Genomic DNA, 15,703 nt, shown 5'->3' on the forward strand with positions numbered 1-15,703 from the left:
TTTTTATCTCGGGCAGGCTGAATAGCGGCTGAACGCTCCGTTTATCAGCGGTTGGGGTTCGAGCGGCGGCTGGAGGCGCGGCGCTTGCTGCCTTCCGCCTCGCTGTCTTCGTCGAGCGGCGCTGCCGAAGCCGCTTCCTTTTTAGACGCGGCAGCCTTCTCGTCGGCGGACGTGGCGCCCTTGGGCTCTCCGACCGCTTCGGGTTCGTGGCTCTCGATACCGGTCTGGCTTTCGATCGGAACGTCCTCGATCTTTACCGGGAACGGCGCACCGATCCCCTCATCACGGAAGCGCTCGTAGATTGCGACACGCAGGTCGTTGCGCACGCCGCCGCCCGTCAGCACGTCGGCCACGTAGATCCGGAGTTCGAAGGTCATGCGGTCCTCGCCAAAGGCGGTGAAGCCGACGGTTGGCGACGGGTTCTTCAGCACCATCGGGTGCGCACCGGCGATTTCGGCGAGCAGATCCATGATCCGGCGCGGCTCGCTGGCATAGGTGACGGTGATGGCGATCTCGGAGCGGCCGAGCTTGTTGCGGTGCGTCCAGTTGCCGACCGACGCGTTGATCAGCAGCGAGTTCGGCATCATGATCGACTGGTGCTGGAAAGTCTCGATCTCGGTGGCGCGCACGGAGATGCGCTTGACGAAGCCTTCCGTCGTGCCGCTGACGATCCAGTCGCCGACCTTGAACGGGCGCTCGACCAACAGGATGAGGCCCGAGACGAAATTCGAGACGATGTTCTGCAGGCCGAAACCGACGCCGAGCGAGAGAGCACCGGCGACCAGCGCAAGGTTGGAAAGATCGATGCCGGCCGCCGACAGGCCGATGAGGCCCGCAAGGCCGACGCCGACATAGCCGATGCCGGTGCGGATCGAGTTCCTGACGCCGGCATCCACCCGGCTGCGCGCCATGATGTTGCCGTCGATCCAGCGCTGCACCCAGCGGGTGACGACATAGCCAAGCGCGAAGAACAGCACGCCCGCCATGATGCCCATGAGCGAGATGGTGATGGTGCCGATCTTGATCTCGGTGACGGCGCGATAGGTCCAGGATTCGATGTCTGCGACCTGGAAGCCCCACTGCAGGAGGATCAGCGGAATGAAGAAAAGGGCGACGAGCGCATAGATGCCGAGCCCGGCGGCCAGCCCCACCTGGTCGAGCCCGACCTGCTCGAGCTTGAAGCGGCGCTCGAGATAGCGCCCGGCCGCGGTTTCGGCAAAGGCGCCCTGGCGCGAGACCGCCTTGCCGGTGAGGAAGCCGATATACATCATCACCAGGATCGCGCCGGTGATGATGATCTGGGTGGCGATGAAGCGCGACAGGCCGACATAGCCGGTGGCGGCCGCGATGATCAGCGAAGCCCCCGTCAGCACCAGGATGATCGAGACGATGCGCGGCCAGGGATGTCCCGGCGCGTCGAACGGCTCGTCACGCTTCAGTGTCGGCTTGATCCAGGCCGAAGCGATGATGATAAGACCGATGACGACGGAGGCGATGAAGCTCTTGACGACGGTCAGCACCACCGGCGAGCCGAGCGCCTCGCTGATGCCGCCGAACATGTAGTCGAGCCCATTGACCAGCGCCATGGCGAAGATGGTGATCAGGAGGACATTGGCGCCGCGATCGGACACCCGCACCAGCCGCCAGCGCGAATCCTTCGGCGACAACACCGCATTGGCAAGCGTCGTGACGAAGAACCCGACGACCGTCACCGCAAGCGCGATCGCGATGATCGGCGTGATGTCGGAGCGCAGCACGTTGAAACTGCGCAGGAACAGGAAGCTCGAGACGGCAAAGGCAGCGGTCGACAGGGTCGGAATGAGCGTCGACCAGAAGGCGACCGACAGGCGCCTCATATAGCTCGGCTCCTCATCGGACTTGTCGTGATGGATATAGGGTGAAAACAGCCGATTGCTGCCGACAAGGAAGATGAGGGCTGCGCAGATCGACAGGAACAGCGCGGTCAGAAGCGGGATACGCTTGTAGTTCCACACGAATGTCAGCCAGCTCGTCGTGCTGCGCGACAAGACCTTGGTCTCGTTGATCGTCGCCGACAGAGCCTCGTCGAACATTTCGATCGAAACGTCGGTATTCTTGAGCAAGGTGTTGGAAAACAGCGCGCGCCGCGTCGCCGTGATCGCGTTCGACAGCTTGGTCGCCTGGACCGAGAGATTTTCAGCCTCGCCCGTCAGCGCATTGATCTCGCCGCGCTCGGCCAGGAGCCGCTTGCGTTCCGATGTGACGATGTCGGCCTCGGGCGGTTGTCCCTCGCCCGGCGGATCGCCGAGTTCGGTGAGCCGCGCCTTGATCTCGTCGAGCCGCGGACGCGTGGCGATCGAGGTCGCGATGATCTGCTTGGCAACGGCATCGACCTCCACCTTGTATCCGGCAAGCAGGGTATCGTCGTCGCTGGCCTTGGCGATCAGGTCCTTCAGGCGCTTCAGTTCCTTGGCAGCCGTGGCAAGCTGCTCGGCGGTCTGGCTCTGCCCGGCTTCGGCCGCACTGACCGCATCGCTCGGCTGCGCCGGTGTCGCAGGCGTTTGCGCCGGTTGGCCTGCGGCGGTCGCGGGCTGCTGCGCGGCCGGTGCCGGCTGACCCTTGTTGTCGGCGGCCGGTTGCGCGTTCTGAGCGGGCTGGGCACTGCCTTGCGCCGGCTGGGTGCTACCTTGAGCCGGTTGGGCATTGCCTTGCGCGGGCTGATTGCCGGCCTGGGCCGGTGCCTTTGCGGGGGTCTCGGCAGGTTGCGTCGTCTGCGCCGGCTGGGCGTTTTGCGCCACGACGGCGCCGGCACCGGCCAGCGACAGCAGGCAGACGGAAACGGCGAGCAACTTTCCCACGAAATGCAATTTCAAACCCCTCGAAAGCCCAGAGATGGCCCCGATGCGGAATCGCCGGAGCCGTCGTCACAATGCGGTTTGAATACGAAAGACGGCGGAAAGATGCAAAGGCATGGGAAAACATGCCTTCGCGCCCTCAGAAACCGTCAGAATCCTGCACCCGGCTGCGCCAGATACGCGAGCTCCGCCGCCGTCGATGTCCGCCCGACGAAGGCATTGCGATGCGGAAAGCGTCCGAACTGCTCGATCACCTCGCGATGCCGGATCGCATAGTCGATATACATGGGATCGCCGAGTTCGTTGAAGAGCTTCACCGCCATGGTCTGGTCGACAAGGTTCTCAGAATGCTCGAACGGCATGTAGAAGAACGCCCGCCACTCCGGCTTGACCGCCATGTCGGCACCGGCGCCGACGGCGAGCTTGGCCTCCCTGAGCGCCAGGCCGTCGGTGGCAAAGGCAAGCGGCGTGCCCCTGTACATGTTGCGCGGCAGCTGATCGAGAAGCACGATCGCCGCCAGCCGGTTTTCCGGCGTCGCCCGCCAGACATCGCCGATCTCCCTGGCGAGCGCCAGGTGCGACGCCTGGAAGCGCTGGTAGCAATGCTCGTCCAGCTCGCGCGTCGGCTTGAACCAGTGGTCGAGCGACAATTCCTCGAACCAGAATTTCAGGACTTCATCCGGAGTGCAGGCCTCAGCGTGATACGTCATTCGCTCCTCATGTCTTAAAGTAATCCGATTGCCGCCGGGGAGATGCCCCATGAGATAGGCGGCAATCGCGCCGTGTCCATCCCGATTGCCTTACACCACCTTGCGCTGCTTCAGAATGGCAATAAAGGCGATGCCGCCGACGAGCCCGGTGACGACGCCGATCGGCATGTCCTCGGGCGCCATGACGACGCGGGAAAACAGGTCCGCCCAGATCAGCACCAGGGCGCCGACAAAGGCCGAAAGCGGGATGACCCGGACATTGTCGCTGCCGGCAAACAACCGGACGAAATGCGGCACCATCAGGCCGACGAACCCGATCGCGCCCGAAAACGCCACCATCACGCCGGTCAGAAGTGCAGTGACGACGAAGAGCACCAGGCGAAACCGGCGCACGGGAATGCCGAGCGTCGTCGCCGTCTCGTCGCCCATGGCGAGCGCGTTGATCTCACGCGCCCGCAGCACCAGATAGCCGAGACAGGCGCAAAGCACCGCGGCGGGATAGATCAGATGCGGCCATTGCGCCAGCCCAAGACCGCCGAGCATCCAGAAGATCACTGTGTGCACCGCACGGGGATCTCCGAGGAAAATCATAAGGTTGCCGACCGAAGTCAAGGTGAAGGCGACGGCCACGCCCGACAGCACCAGCCTGTCGGCATTGCTGCCGAGCACCCGCGTCACCAATGCGACAAGCGCGGTGGCGACAAGGGCCCCGGCAAAGGCAAACAGCGGCACCGTGGCAAGGCCGAGGATGAGGCCGGTATGCAGCAGCGCTATGATGGCGCCGAGAGCGCCGCCGGAGGAAACGCCGAGCAGGTGCGGGTCTGCGAGCGGATTGCGGGTGACGGACTGCAGCACGGCGCCGGTCAGCGCCAGCCCCGCCCCCACCAGCCCGGCCAGCACGACGCGCGGCAGTCGCACGTCCCACACGATGCTTTCGCGCCCCGCCGACCAGGCGACCTCGACGCTGCCGGGAGACAGTTTCGAGGCGATGATCGACCAGACGGTCGAAACCGGGATGGGCGCCGAGCCGAGCGAGACGGCGGCGGTGATCGTCAGGCACAACAACAGCAGCGCCGCGAGAATGGCGGTCGTGATCTTCACAGTCTGTCCCAGATCCTGGATTGCCGATAGGGGGCGGACGTGAGCCGCATCGCGCACGCCCGCATGTTATCCCCGAGGTCGATATCCCCGGGGTCGATGCCGACCTTGGGGATCCTGCGCCAGCCGGTCGCTTACATCGCCTGCCCGTGAAACGCCTTGGCAAGGCGGGCGATGGCATCGATGTTGCGCGGGCCGGGCGTCGCCTCGACATAGTCGAGCACCACGAAGCGGTCGTTCTTGACGGCATCGATGGCTTTGAAGGCGGGATTGCTTTTCATGAAGGCAATCTTCTGCTCGGCGGTCACCTCGCCGTAGTTGACGATCACCACCACCTCCGGGTTCTTGTCGATCACCGGCTCCCAGGAAATCTCGGTCCAGCTCTTCTCCACGTCGTCCATGACGTTGACGCCGCCGGCCGCCTCGATCATCGCTGTGGGTATGCCGAAACGACCCGACGTGAACGGCTTCTCCTCGCCGGAATCATAGACGAAGACGCGCGTCGGCCGCTCGATCGCACCCACATCCGCAGTGATCTTGTCGAGATCGCGGCGATAGCCGTCGACGAGCGCCTTGGCCTGGTCCTCGACGCCGAAGATCAGGCCGAGATTGAGCAGGTCGACGAACATGTCGTCCATCGTTGGCTTGCCCTTGGCCATGATGTGGATGCAGGATTCGGTCAGCTCGTAGACATTGATCTTGAAAGGCTGAAGCGTGTCCGGCGTGACCTCGCCGCCGACCTTCATGCCGTAGTTCCAGCCGGCGAAGTAGAAGTCGGCATCCGCATTGAGCAGCACTTCCTTGGTCGGGTATTTTTCCGAAAGCTCCGGCAGCGCCTTGACGCCTTCGCGCAGCTTTTCATCCAGTGTCTTCCAGCCGGAGACCCCGGTATAGCCGACCATGCGGTCCTGCAGCTTCAGGGCCAGCATCATTTCGGTGAGGTTGACGTCGTTGGAGACGGCGCGCTTGGGTGCTGCATCGAAGGTCACGTCGCGATTGCAGCTCTTGACGGTGACGGGATAGGCGAGCGCCGGCGTGGCGGCGAGCGTCAGCAGCAAAAGGGCTGAACCGGCAAAAAGTGTCTTCATGAAATCAATTCCTGTCGAGCGAGTGAAAAGGAAAAACGCGCGCCGTTGGTAACGGCGTTGCTGTGCGCGGTGGCGGTGACGCCGAAGGCGGAGGAAAGTGCCTGCGGGTTGAGCACGTCTTCCGGCGCGCCGAAGACCGTCATGCGGCCCTCCGTCAGGATCGCCACGTCGGTGGCGAATTCGGCGGCCAGGTTGATGTCGTGCAGCGTGGTGACGATCGTCAGCTGCAGCGTCTGGAGCAGCTCGAGGATTTCGAGCTGGTGACGGATGTCGAGATGATTGGTCGGTTCGTCGAGGATGATGACGCGCGGCTCCTGGGCGAGCGCCCGGGCAATCAGCACGCGCTGCTTCTCGCCGCCCGAAAGCGTCGAGAATTGCCGCCCGGCAAGCTGGGTCAGATCGAGATGCTCGAGCGCATGCGCCACCGTCTCGCGGTCACGGGCAGTCCAGCCGCTCATGCCCTCGCGCCTGGGGATGCGGCCCATCATCACCACGTCACGCACGCTGAAGGGAAAATCGCTCGGCATTTCCTGCAGCACGACGGCGATGATCCTGGCCGCCTCGCGCGCCGTCATCGACCAGACGTCGACGCCATCGACCTCGACCACGCCGGCCGTCGGCCGGGCCGAGCGATAGAGGCAGCGCAACAGCGAGGTCTTGCCGGCACCGTTCGGGCCGAGAATGGCAAGCCGGCTGCCGGGCGCAATGGCAAAATCCACCTCGCGGACGAGCTTCAGGTCCGGGCGTGGGCCCCAGTCAAGGCAGCGAACCCGAAGGCCGGCCCCTCTTGCGGTGCAACTCATCGGCTCGTCCCCCCGTGCGCACTCATTGGAAGTGCCCGCCGCTGTCTTCTGAGACGAGCAGCGCTGCCGGAATGCGCGCCAGCGTCTTGCCGGAAAGCCCGCGCGGCCGCTCGGCCGCCCGCGTCATGCCGTCATCGCGCCCGGCATAGGTCGTCGCAAAGGAGACGAGATCGTCGATATCCTCATCGGGCGAGATGTCGCCGAAGAGATAGGTCGCCTTTCCGGTGGCCTGGAAGGCGACGGTGCACGGCCTGGTGCAGCCCGCCATGCAGACTGTGCCGGCAATGGAAAAATCCCGGTCAAGCGGCGCGCCGAGGGCCGCGATGCTGCGGTTCAGCCGCTGGATGAGATCCGCGCCCGGCCGGCAGGGGCCGCCGGTGAAGCGGCAATCGGTGCAGACCGTTATCTTGTGCTGTCGGGATGCCGGTGTCGCCATGCTTGCTCTCCGCCGGAGCGAGCCGGAGAGAATGTGGCATAGCGATGTGATGACGGATGGCCGTCGCGCAAAAACCAGTTCTTGTCCATCGGAACACCCCGTCCGTTGTGGTTGATCGGTTCGATGGCAGGTCTCCTGGCTCGCGGGTCTCTGCGCATCCACGTCTTCCCGGCTTAACGCCAGTGACAGGGTGTGAATGCGCTTTCCGCTCACAGTTGCGGGGGCAGCCACGGTTTCGGCCCCTATTGGGTCGTCCGCTCCGTGTTCCCTTTTCAGCCGCTTGCGCATTGTCGCGCTCGCAGCACCATCACGCCCTTCGTCGCACACTTCGACGGAGGTGACAACCGGCGGGACGGATCGGCTCGGGCCTATCAACATGCGGCATATTTTCATGCAGATTGGTTATGTAATATCATTACGATGCGCAAGCCTAAAATGCCTTTGTCGGGATAATGTCGACGCTCGGTCGGGCCGCCATGCCAAGCCGGCACGCCTCACCCTGACGACGAAAGGCTCGGGCTTCCCTAACGTGAACCGACGAAGGTTACGTCCAGGCGATCGGCGGGATGAACGACAAGAGCAGCCGACGCTCAGCGCGGCGCCGCATCACGTCGTGGCCCGACGAAGAGATAACGACGGCGGGACTTGCCGACCGTTCTGGCTGTGCGCCGCCCGCCTCCCCGGTAACGTCGTCCGTTACTGTTACGTACTTGAAGACAGCCACAATCAGTGATGTGCTTCCAGGTGAAAAGACCGTGCATCAGCAGACGCGCAACGACGTGGGCCGAGCTTGCCCGAGATCGCGCGGCAGCGAAACGAATGCGCCTGCGACGTAGCATCCAGCCTGTCCGCGTACCTCCCGAATACGACGAGTTTCTTGAAGGGGATGACGGTGAATCCGATAGACTTTTTTGTTGATACCCTGCGTACCTATCCGCCGGTCGCCGTTTTTCTGGCGCTCGGCATCGGCTTTCTGATCGGTCCGATCAAGATCGCCGGGTTCAATCTCGGAAATGTCACGGCCACGCTTCTGGCCGGCGTCGTCATCGGACAGCTGGGGATCCAGGTTTCGGGCGACCTGAAGTCGACCCTGTTCCTCCTCTTCCTGTTTGCCGTCGGCTACGGCGTCGGCCCGCAATTCGTTCGCGGCCTGAGCACGGATGGGCCGAAACAGATCCTCTTTGCGCTTTCGGTCCTCGTGCTGTGCCTGATCGTGCCCTATCTGTGCGCGCTCGTTGCCGGCCTGCCGCTTGGCTACGGCGCCGGCATGTATGCGGGTTCGCAGACGATTTCGGCGGCGATCGGCGTTGCCAGCGACCAGATCAACGCGATGGGGCTGACGCCCGAACAGGCCAAGACCTATACCGACCAGATCCCGATCGCCTATGCGGTCACCTACATCTGGGGCACGATCGGCTCGGCCATCATCCTGGCCCAGCTCGGGCCCAAGATGCTCGGCATCGACCTGCCGGCCGCCTGCCGGGAGTATGAGGCAAAGCTCGGTGGCGGCACCGTGGCGAGCGAACCGGGGATCACCCACGCCTATCACGATTTCGGCCTGAGGGCCTATCGCGTCGACGAGGCGAGCGGGCTCACGGGAACGCCGGTCAGGAACCTGCTGCCCGGCATCCGCGTCTTCGTCGAGCGCGTGCGTCGCGGCGGCCAGATCATCGAGGCGGACGGCAACACCGTGCTGCAGCCGGGCGACGTCGTCGCCTTCTCGGGCCGGCGCGCCCTGCTCGTCGAACACCTCGATTCCAAGCTCCTCGAGGTCGAGGACAAGGAACTGCTCAACGCCGAGGCCGAGGTGCTCGACGTCTACGTGACGAGCAAGGCGCTTGCCGGCAAGACGCTTGCCGAAGTCAGCACCATGGACTGGGCGCGCGGCGTCTACGCCCGCAAGATCGTTCGCTCGCTGGTCGAGATCCCGGTGCTGCCGGGAACGACCGTCGAACGGGGCGACATCGTCACCATCGGCGGCGCCAAGGCCCATGTCGAAGCGGCGATCAAGGCGCTGGGCTTTGCCGATCGCCCGGTCGAGACCACCGACATCGCCTTCCTCGGCTGGGGTCTCTTCGTCGGCGCCATGATCGGCGCCCTCACGATCACCATCGGCGGCATACCGATCGGCCTTTCGACCTCGGGCGGCGCGCTGCTTGCCGGCCTCGTCCTTGGGTGGCTGCGCACCACCTACCCTGCCTTCGGCCGCATTCCGAGCCCCGCCCTCTGGCTCCTCAATACGCTGGGCCTCAACATCTTCATCGCCGTCGTCGGCATCGGCGCCGGCCCCGGCTTCGTCGCCGGCTTGCAGGAAGTCGGCATATCCCTCCTGATCTGGGGCATCGTGGCGACCTCCGTACCGATGATCGCCTCGGTGCTGCTCGGCCACTACGTGTTCCGCTTCCATCCGGCGATCCTGTTTGGCGCCTGTGCCGGCGTGCGCACGACGACGGCCGCGCTCGGCATGATCCAGGAGGCTGCCAAGAGCAAGGTGCCGGCACTTGGCTACGGCATGCCCTATGCCATCGGCAATACACTTCTGACCATCTTCGGCCTGGTCATCGTCATCATGCTGGCTCCGTCAGGCGGGCCATGAGTTCGAGACAAACGTTCAAAGACACAAGACAACTTCGATTAGGGGAGTGTGATTCATGTTGGACAGAAAATTCTACGACAGTCTATCCGAGCTCAGCCCGTTCGAGATCAAGGACGAGCTGATCAAGCTCGCCAGGACGAACGCCGAAAAATCCGCCAAGGCATTCCTCAATGCCGGCCGCGGCAACCCCAACTGGACGGCGACCAGGGCGCGTGAAGCGTTCTTCCTGCTCGGCCAGTTCGCCATCACCGAGGCCAAGCGCACCTCCTTTGATCCGAAAGCCGGCGTGGCCGGCATGCCGGCGCGCGACGGCGCCTATCAACGGTTCCAGAAGTGGATCAAGAAGCAGCTCCAGATGGCCGCCCACTGGGACGAGGAAGACGACGGCGAACTGCCGGCCAAGACGCTTTCCGATGCCGTCGAATACGCCATCCGCGCCTTCAACTTCGACGCGGACGCCTTCGTGCACGAGCTCACCGACAGCATCATCGGCGACAACTACCCCGTTCCCGACCGGGCGCTCTACCACAATGAGAGGATCACCCACGAATACCTGATGTGGGCGATGTGCGCGGGCTTCAGGCCCGACGCGAAATTCGACCTCTATCCGGTCGAGGGCGGCACCGCCGCCATGTGCTACATCTTCAAGGCGCTGAAGAACGCGCGCCTGCTCAACGCCGGCGACACGATCGCGCTCGGCACGCCGATCTTCACGCCCTATCTCGAAATGCCGGAACTGGAGGATTACGACCTCAAGACCGTGCATATGAGCGCGGAGCAGGAGGACCGGTTCCAGTTTACCGACGAAGACATCAAGGCGCTGGAAGACCCCAAGGTGAAGGCGTTGTTCCTGGTCAACCCGGGCAACCCGTCTGCCGCCGCACTCGATCCCGATACGATCGGGCGCCTTGTCAACTTCGTCAACACCAAGCGGCCGGATCTGATGATCCTGACCGATGACGTCTACGGCACCTTCGTGCCCGGCTTCCAGTCGCTGCTCGGCCACCTGCCGCACAACACCATCGGCGTCTACTCCTACTCGAAATACTTCGGTTGCACCGGCTGGCGGCTGGGCGTGATCGCGGTTGCCCAGGACAACATCTTCGACAAGATGATCAAGGCGCATCCCGAGCCGCTGCAGAAGGTCCTGGAAAAGCGCTACAAGGCGATGACGCAGACGCCGCGCGCCGTCAAGTTCATCGACCGCATCGTCGCCGACAGCCGCGACGTGGCGCTCAACCACACCGCCGGCCTCTCGCTGCCGCAGCAGGTGATGATGTCGCTGTTCAGCCTGGTCGAACTGCAGGATGTCGACAAGCTCTACCAGAAGGCCTGCATCGCGATCTGCACCAAGCGGTTCCGCAACCTGGTCGACGGCATGGGCATCGAATCGAACCCCGGCATCTATTTCGACCACTATTACGGGATCATCGATTTCGAGTTCTGGCTGCGCAAATATGTCGGCCAGGACGTCGTCGACTGGGTCAAGGAGAACATCCACCCGCTCGACATCCCCTTCCGGCTGGCCGAGGACTACGGCATCGTTCTCTTGAACGGTTCGGGTTTCGATGCTCCGAACTGGTCGGCGCGCGTCTCCTTCGCCAACCTCAACGACGATGCCTATACCCAGATCGGCAGTGCCGTGCGCTCCGTGGCGCGTGGTTACGTTCAGGCCTACCGGGCGTCGAAGGGTCTTCCGATCAGTTGATCGCACGACGACGCCGGCCGCCGGGAGGTGGCCGGCGTCGTCGCCTCCCCACCTCGCTTGAAAGCCTCGTTTCGTCGACCGCGTTCCCGCGCGACCGAAAACCTGTCGCGGGCTGCAGGCGACCCATACCGTGGAATGCCCATCCCCATTCGGCGCGCGGCCCACCAGCCTCAGGCGCGCAACATCGAAGGATCGTCACGTGGTCGAACAGGCGTTCAGCATTCTGCGGGCTCATCCGGAACTCGCCCTGTTCCTGGCGCTCGGCATCGGCTATGCGGTCGGCAAGATCACCATCGCCGGCGTCACGATCGGCGCCGTTACCGGATGTCTGCTTGCCGGCGTGTTGATCGGCCAGACCGGCGCCGTGCTCTCCAATGACGTCAAGCAGGCGTTCTTCCTGCTCTTCCTCTTCGCCATCGGCTATCGCACCGGGCCACAGTTCTTCCAGAGCCTGAACGCCGACGCGCTGCCGCAAATCGCCGTCACGGTGACGCTCTGCGTGGTGGCGCTCGCAACCGCGATCGTGCTGTCGATCTTCTTCGGCTTCGACCTCGGCACGGCGGCCGGCGTGCTTGCCGGCGGTGCGACGGAATCGGCAACGGTCGGCGTCGCCATCGACACGTTCCGCAAGACCGCGCCGACGCCGGAGGCCGCCAGCCAGTTCGAATCCGCCATCGCGACCGGCTTTGCCGTCGCCTACCTCGTCGGCGTCGTCAGCGCCATCCTCGTGCAGTCGCAGCTCGCGCCCCGCATGTTCGGCCGCAGCCTGAAGGAGGCCTGCGCCGAACTCGAAGCCGAGCTCAACATCACTCCGAACGACACCGGCAACAGCGCCCGCCGCGAGATCGAGGCGCGCGCCTTCGTCGTTGGCGACAATCTCGTCGGCCTCACCGTGCAGGAGGCCGAGGCACGCGTTCCCGAGCGGCAGAAGGCCTATATCGAACAGATCAGGCGCGGTACCGAGATCATCACCCCGGCGCCCAAGGAGCGCCTCTACGCCGGCGACGTCATTGCCGTTGCCGGGCTTCGCGGTTTTCTGGTCGAATATGCCGACCGGATCGGCACAGAGATCGACGATCGCGAGTTGCTCGATATCCCCGTCGAGGTCCTCGACGTCGTGGTGACGAACAAGGAGGTCGCGGGCAGACGCCTGTGGGAGCTGAACCAGCGGCCTGAAGCGCGCTCCGTCTTCCTGCGCGGGATCCTTCGCGCCGGCCAGAAGATCCCGATCTTTCCCGGGCTGACGGTCAGGCGCGGCGACGTGATGTCCATCGCCGGCGCAAGGCGCCATGTCGAGGATGCCGCCGCCTTGCTCGGCTACGCCGATCGCGAGACGACCGCGACCGACATGGTTTTCGTCGGCGTCTTCATTTTTCTCGGCGGTCTGATCGGCATTCCCGCACTGAAACTGGGCGCGCTTGAAATCGGCCTCGGCGTCGCCGTCGGCGTGCTGATTGCCGGCCTCGTCGCCGGCTGGCTGCGCTCGACGCGGCGCACCTTCGGCTTCGTGCCGGAGGCAACGCTGTGGTTCTTCGATAGTGTCGGGCTCTGCGCCTTCATCGCCTGCGTCGGCATTTCGGCGGGGCCGAGTTTCGTCGCAGGTCTCGTGCAGTCCGGCCCGGCGCTGGTCGTCGCCAGCGCGCTGATCTGCGTGATCTCGCACGTGGCCGCCCTCGCGCTCGGCCGATGGGTCTTCCGGATGAACGAGGGCGTGCTCGCCGGCACCTGCTGCGGCGCCGGCACCTCGGCCCCGGCGCTCGCCGCCGTGCAGGAAGCAGCCGGAAGCCAGGTCCCCACCCTCGGCTACGGCCTCGGCTATGCCATCGGCAACGTGCTGCTGGCGCTCTGGGGCGCAGTTCTCGTCACCGTTCTCGCATAGGCAGAGGCCACTGTTGTCGCCATGCGAGGCGCACTATCCCACCCGCCCGCTCCACATCAGGCACGCAAGACCGCGTCGGTATTTCCGGATGGGCGTTAGGTGCCGCTCAGATAATGCGCCTTCTGCGCCGGGTAATAATCGTCGAAGGACGGCAGCGGCTTGCCCTCACGCGCAGCGACCAGCATGTCGAGATAGTATTCCCAGCCGGGTCCGACATCGCCGGCGAGCTTGGCGTCGCTCAGGCGCTGCACCAGGCGCAGCTCCGTCTCGTCGCCGGCCTGCGTAAACGTCAGCTCCATGCGCCAGTCGCCGAAGTCGTCCTTCATGGCGACCACCAGCCGGTGTGGCGCCTCGCACTCCTCGATCGCGACATTGGCAAAGGGCTGGCCCTTCTCATGGAGCAGTTGCAGCCGCACGGTCTTGCCGGGGCCGGCCTCGCCTTCCCAGCGACCGAACCAGAGCGCGGTGTTCTCGGACTTCGTCACGCTCCGCCAGACGTCGGCGACCGGGGCGCGAAACCTGCGCGTCAGGATCAGATCGTTGCCACTGAGGTGGCCGGTGGGCTGGGGGCTCATGTCGTCTCCTTGCCATCAGTCGTTTCGGATCTGCCAGCTTGCGGCGGATCGGCGCCGCGCGCTCCCTTGTACACCTTAAACGCACTCTCTGCGAGCGCCAGCAACCCGCGCATGCACGCGCGCCGCTTGTGGGGGCCCGGCTTCAGCGCCTCTAGCGCAAGGGCCAGACCAGCATCAGCGTCGGGATGCTGACGATGACGATCACGATCGAGAGCGGCAGGCCGAGGCGCGGATAGTCGCTGAAACGATAGCCACCCGGCCCCATGACCAGCGTGTTGCACTGGTGGCCGATCGGGGTCAGGAAGTCGCAGCCGGCGCCGATGGCGACCGCCATCAGGAACGCCTCCGGCCGATAGCCGAGCGCGGTCGCAAAGCTCGCGGCGATCGGCGCCATCACCAGCACGGTCGCGGCATTGTTGAGAAACGGCGTCACCGCCATGGCAGCCAGCAGGATCAGCGTCAGGGCGCCGGCCGGCGGCAGGCCGGTCGCAACCGTGCCGAGCCAGCTGGCAATGACGTCGGTTCCACCGGTGGTGCGCAAGGAGTCACTGACCGGGATCAGCGCTGCCAGCATCACAAGGATCGGCCCGTCGACCGAGCGGTAGACGTCGCGCAGCGGAATGATGCGGAAAATGACCATGGCAAGGGCTGCAGCGAAGAAGGCGATAGGGATCGGCACCAGGCCGAGCGCGGTCGAGCCCATGGCGGCCGCCAGGACAAGAAGCGGCAACGTCGCCTTGCGGATGGTGCCGAGCAGGATCTCGCGCTGGGCGAGCGGCAGGCAGCCGAAATCCTGCAGAAACGACGGCAACTCGCGCCGCGCGCCCTGCAGCACGACGATGTCGCCCGCCCTCAGGCGGATGCTGCCGAGCCGCTGCTTCAGCCGCTCGCCCTGGCGGCTGACGGCGAGCAGGTTGATGTTGTGGTTGTTGAACAGCGCCAGGCGCTGCGCTGTCATGCCTTCGAGCGGCGAGCCGCTGCCGATCACCGCCTCCACCGCCTCGATCTCGGCACCGGTCTTCTCGCTCGACGAGGGCGAGCGGTTGCCGGAGATCTTCAGCTTGGCCTGCGAGACGATGCGGTCGAGCGCATCCGGCCCGCCCTCGAGCAGCAGCACGTCTTCCGCCTCGAGCTTGATGTCGGGCAAGGGTGCCACATGCAGGCCGCGCCGGAACACGCCGATGACGGCGGCGCCGCCATCGCCGATCTTGACCAGCTGGCTCAGCGACTTGCCGATGACGGGAGAGCCGGCGGCGACCACGGCCTCGGACGTATAGTCGGTGATCTCGATTGCCGCCTGCATCGAGACGTGCTGGCTCGTGCGCTGCGGCACGAGCCTATAGGCAAACAGCAGGAAGACGACGCCGACGACGGCAAGCGTGGCGCCGACGGGCGTGAAATCGAACATGGTGAAACTCTCGCCCGTCAGTTCCTGGCGTACGCGCGAAACGACGATGTTGGGCGAGGTCCCGACCTGGGTCATCAGCCCGCCGATCAGCGAACCGAAGGCCATCGGCATCAGGAAGACCGAGGGCGTGACGCCCGAGCGGCGGGCAAACTGGAAGGCGACCGGGATCATGATCGCGAGCGCCCCGATATTCTTGATGAAGGCGGAAAGAACCGTGACCGTGATCACCAGCAGCGCCAGCTGCGCCCGCACCGACGAGATATTGGGCAGAAACCGCTGGATTGCCGCATCGACGATGCCCGAGCGCGCCACGCCGGCACTGACGATGAGGGCGCTGCCGACGATGATGACGATATCGTCACTGAAGCCGTCGAAGGCGTGATCATAGGGGACGATGCCGACGGCAACCGCGAGCATCAGCGCGGAACAGGCGATCACGTCGTATCGAAACCGCCCCCAGATGAAGAAGGCCATCATGGCGCCGATGACGATAAACGCGAGAGACTGTTCGGCGGTCATGCAATACCTGGATCTGGCATAGGGACTGGAAGGAAGGTCTGGCAGGCGA

General features: G+C 64.7%; 11 protein-coding genes and 1 riboswitch. Of the genes, 3 read left to right on the forward strand and 8 right to left on the reverse strand.

The genetic code is table 11. From position 1 onward, the window contains the following. Positions 1-44: 44 nt before the first annotated feature. The 6 genes from RTP54_RS10595 to RTP54_RS10620 all read right to left on the reverse strand — a co-directional run bounded on the left by RTP54_RS10595 (position 45) and on the right by RTP54_RS10620 (position 6,969). Positions 45-2,846 carry a mechanosensitive ion channel domain-containing protein gene (locus RTP54_RS10595; protein ID WP_409517099.1) on the reverse strand — a complete coding sequence of 934 codons (2,802 nt, stop codon included), beginning with the start codon at positions 2,844-2,846 and terminating at the stop codon, positions 45-47. A 137-nt stretch (positions 2,847-2,983) separates the two neighbouring features. After that, the gene (locus RTP54_RS10600) at positions 2,984-3,544 is read right to left on the reverse strand and encodes a DUF924 family protein (protein WP_112811088.1); all 561 of its coding nucleotides are present in this window, start codon (positions 3,542-3,544) and stop codon (positions 2,984-2,986) included. Between the two features lie 90 nt (positions 3,545-3,634). Then, complete coding sequence (locus RTP54_RS10605; protein ID WP_312362468.1) at positions 3,635-4,645, reverse strand: iron ABC transporter permease; 1,011 nt, start codon at positions 4,643-4,645, stop codon at positions 3,635-3,637. A 131-nt stretch (positions 4,646-4,776) separates the two neighbouring features. Next, positions 4,777-5,730: an ABC transporter substrate-binding protein gene (locus RTP54_RS10610; RefSeq protein ID WP_312362470.1), complete on the reverse strand. Its 954-nt coding sequence runs from the start codon at positions 5,728-5,730 to the stop codon at positions 4,777-4,779. Next, the gene (locus RTP54_RS10615; RefSeq protein WP_112833559.1) at positions 5,727-6,533 is read right to left on the reverse strand and encodes an ABC transporter ATP-binding protein; all 807 of its coding nucleotides are present in this window, start codon (positions 6,531-6,533) and stop codon (positions 5,727-5,729) included. Before RTP54_RS10615 ends, RTP54_RS10610 begins: the two co-directional genes overlap by 4 nt. Before the next feature lie 22 nt (positions 6,534-6,555). Beyond that, positions 6,556-6,969: a DUF1636 domain-containing protein gene (locus RTP54_RS10620; RefSeq protein WP_312362473.1), complete on the reverse strand. Its 414-nt coding sequence runs from the start codon at positions 6,967-6,969 to the stop codon at positions 6,556-6,558. A gap of 107 nt (positions 6,970-7,076) precedes the next feature. Further along, a riboswitch (cobalamin riboswitch) is annotated at positions 7,077-7,293 on the reverse strand. A 568-nt stretch (positions 7,294-7,861) separates the two neighbouring features. On the opposite strand from RTP54_RS10620, the gene aspT reads away from it, so the two are divergent. The 3 genes from aspT to RTP54_RS10635 all read left to right on the forward strand — a co-directional run bounded on the left by aspT (position 7,862) and on the right by RTP54_RS10635 (position 13,152). Further along, positions 7,862-9,565: an aspartate-alanine antiporter gene (gene aspT, locus RTP54_RS10625; RefSeq protein WP_312362475.1), complete on the forward strand. Its 1,704-nt coding sequence runs from the start codon at positions 7,862-7,864 to the stop codon at positions 9,563-9,565. A 55-nt stretch (positions 9,566-9,620) separates the two neighbouring features. Next, on the forward strand, positions 9,621-11,273 hold the full coding sequence (locus tag RTP54_RS10630) for a bifunctional aspartate transaminase/aspartate 4-decarboxylase (RefSeq protein WP_112815688.1): 1,653 nt from the start codon (positions 9,621-9,623) through the stop codon (positions 11,271-11,273). Between the two features lie 199 nt (positions 11,274-11,472). Next, positions 11,473-13,152 carry an aspartate:alanine exchanger family transporter gene (locus tag RTP54_RS10635; protein ID WP_112811094.1) on the forward strand — a complete coding sequence of 560 codons (1,680 nt, stop codon included), beginning with the start codon at positions 11,473-11,475 and terminating at the stop codon, positions 13,150-13,152. 95 nt (positions 13,153-13,247) lie between these two features. Here the strand turns inward: RTP54_RS10635 and RTP54_RS10640 are convergent, their stop codons facing one another. Then, complete coding sequence (locus tag RTP54_RS10640) at positions 13,248-13,727, reverse strand: SRPBCC family protein (RefSeq protein WP_112811095.1); 480 nt, start codon at positions 13,725-13,727, stop codon at positions 13,248-13,250. Positions 13,728-13,878: 151 nt separating this feature from the next. Beyond that, a complete protein-coding gene (locus RTP54_RS10645; RefSeq protein ID WP_112811096.1) occupies positions 13,879-15,654 on the reverse strand; it encodes an SLC13 family permease in 1,776 nt (591 codons plus the stop codon). Positions 15,655-15,703: the final 49 nt, after the last annotated feature.

Source organism: Ensifer sp. (assembly GCF_031989085.1).
In the GTDB taxonomy this organism is placed as follows: domain Bacteria; phylum Pseudomonadota; class Alphaproteobacteria; order Rhizobiales; family Rhizobiaceae; genus Ensifer.

Coding starts and splice junctions, on each gene's coding strand:
- RTP54_RS10600 (WP_112811088.1), bottom strand. CDS start 3,544: ATGACGTATCACGCTGAGGCCTGCACTCCGGATGAAGTCCTGAAATTC.
- RTP54_RS10610 (WP_312362470.1), bottom strand. CDS start 5,730: ATGAAGACACTTTTTGCCGGTTCAGCCCTTTTGCTGCTGACGCTCGCC.
- RTP54_RS10615 (WP_112833559.1), bottom strand. CDS start 6,533: ATGAGTTGCACCGCAAGAGGGGCCGGCCTTCGGGTTCGCTGCCTTGAC.
- RTP54_RS10620 (WP_312362473.1), bottom strand. CDS start 6,969: ATGGCGACACCGGCATCCCGACAGCACAAGATAACGGTCTGCACCGAT.
- RTP54_RS10630 (WP_112815688.1), top strand. CDS start 9,621: ATGTTGGACAGAAAATTCTACGACAGTCTATCCGAGCTCAGCCCGTTC.
- RTP54_RS10640 (WP_112811095.1), bottom strand. CDS start 13,727: ATGAGCCCCCAGCCCACCGGCCACCTCAGTGGCAACGATCTGATCCTG.
- RTP54_RS10645 (WP_112811096.1), bottom strand. CDS start 15,654: ATGACCGCCGAACAGTCTCTCGCGTTTATCGTCATCGGCGCCATGATG.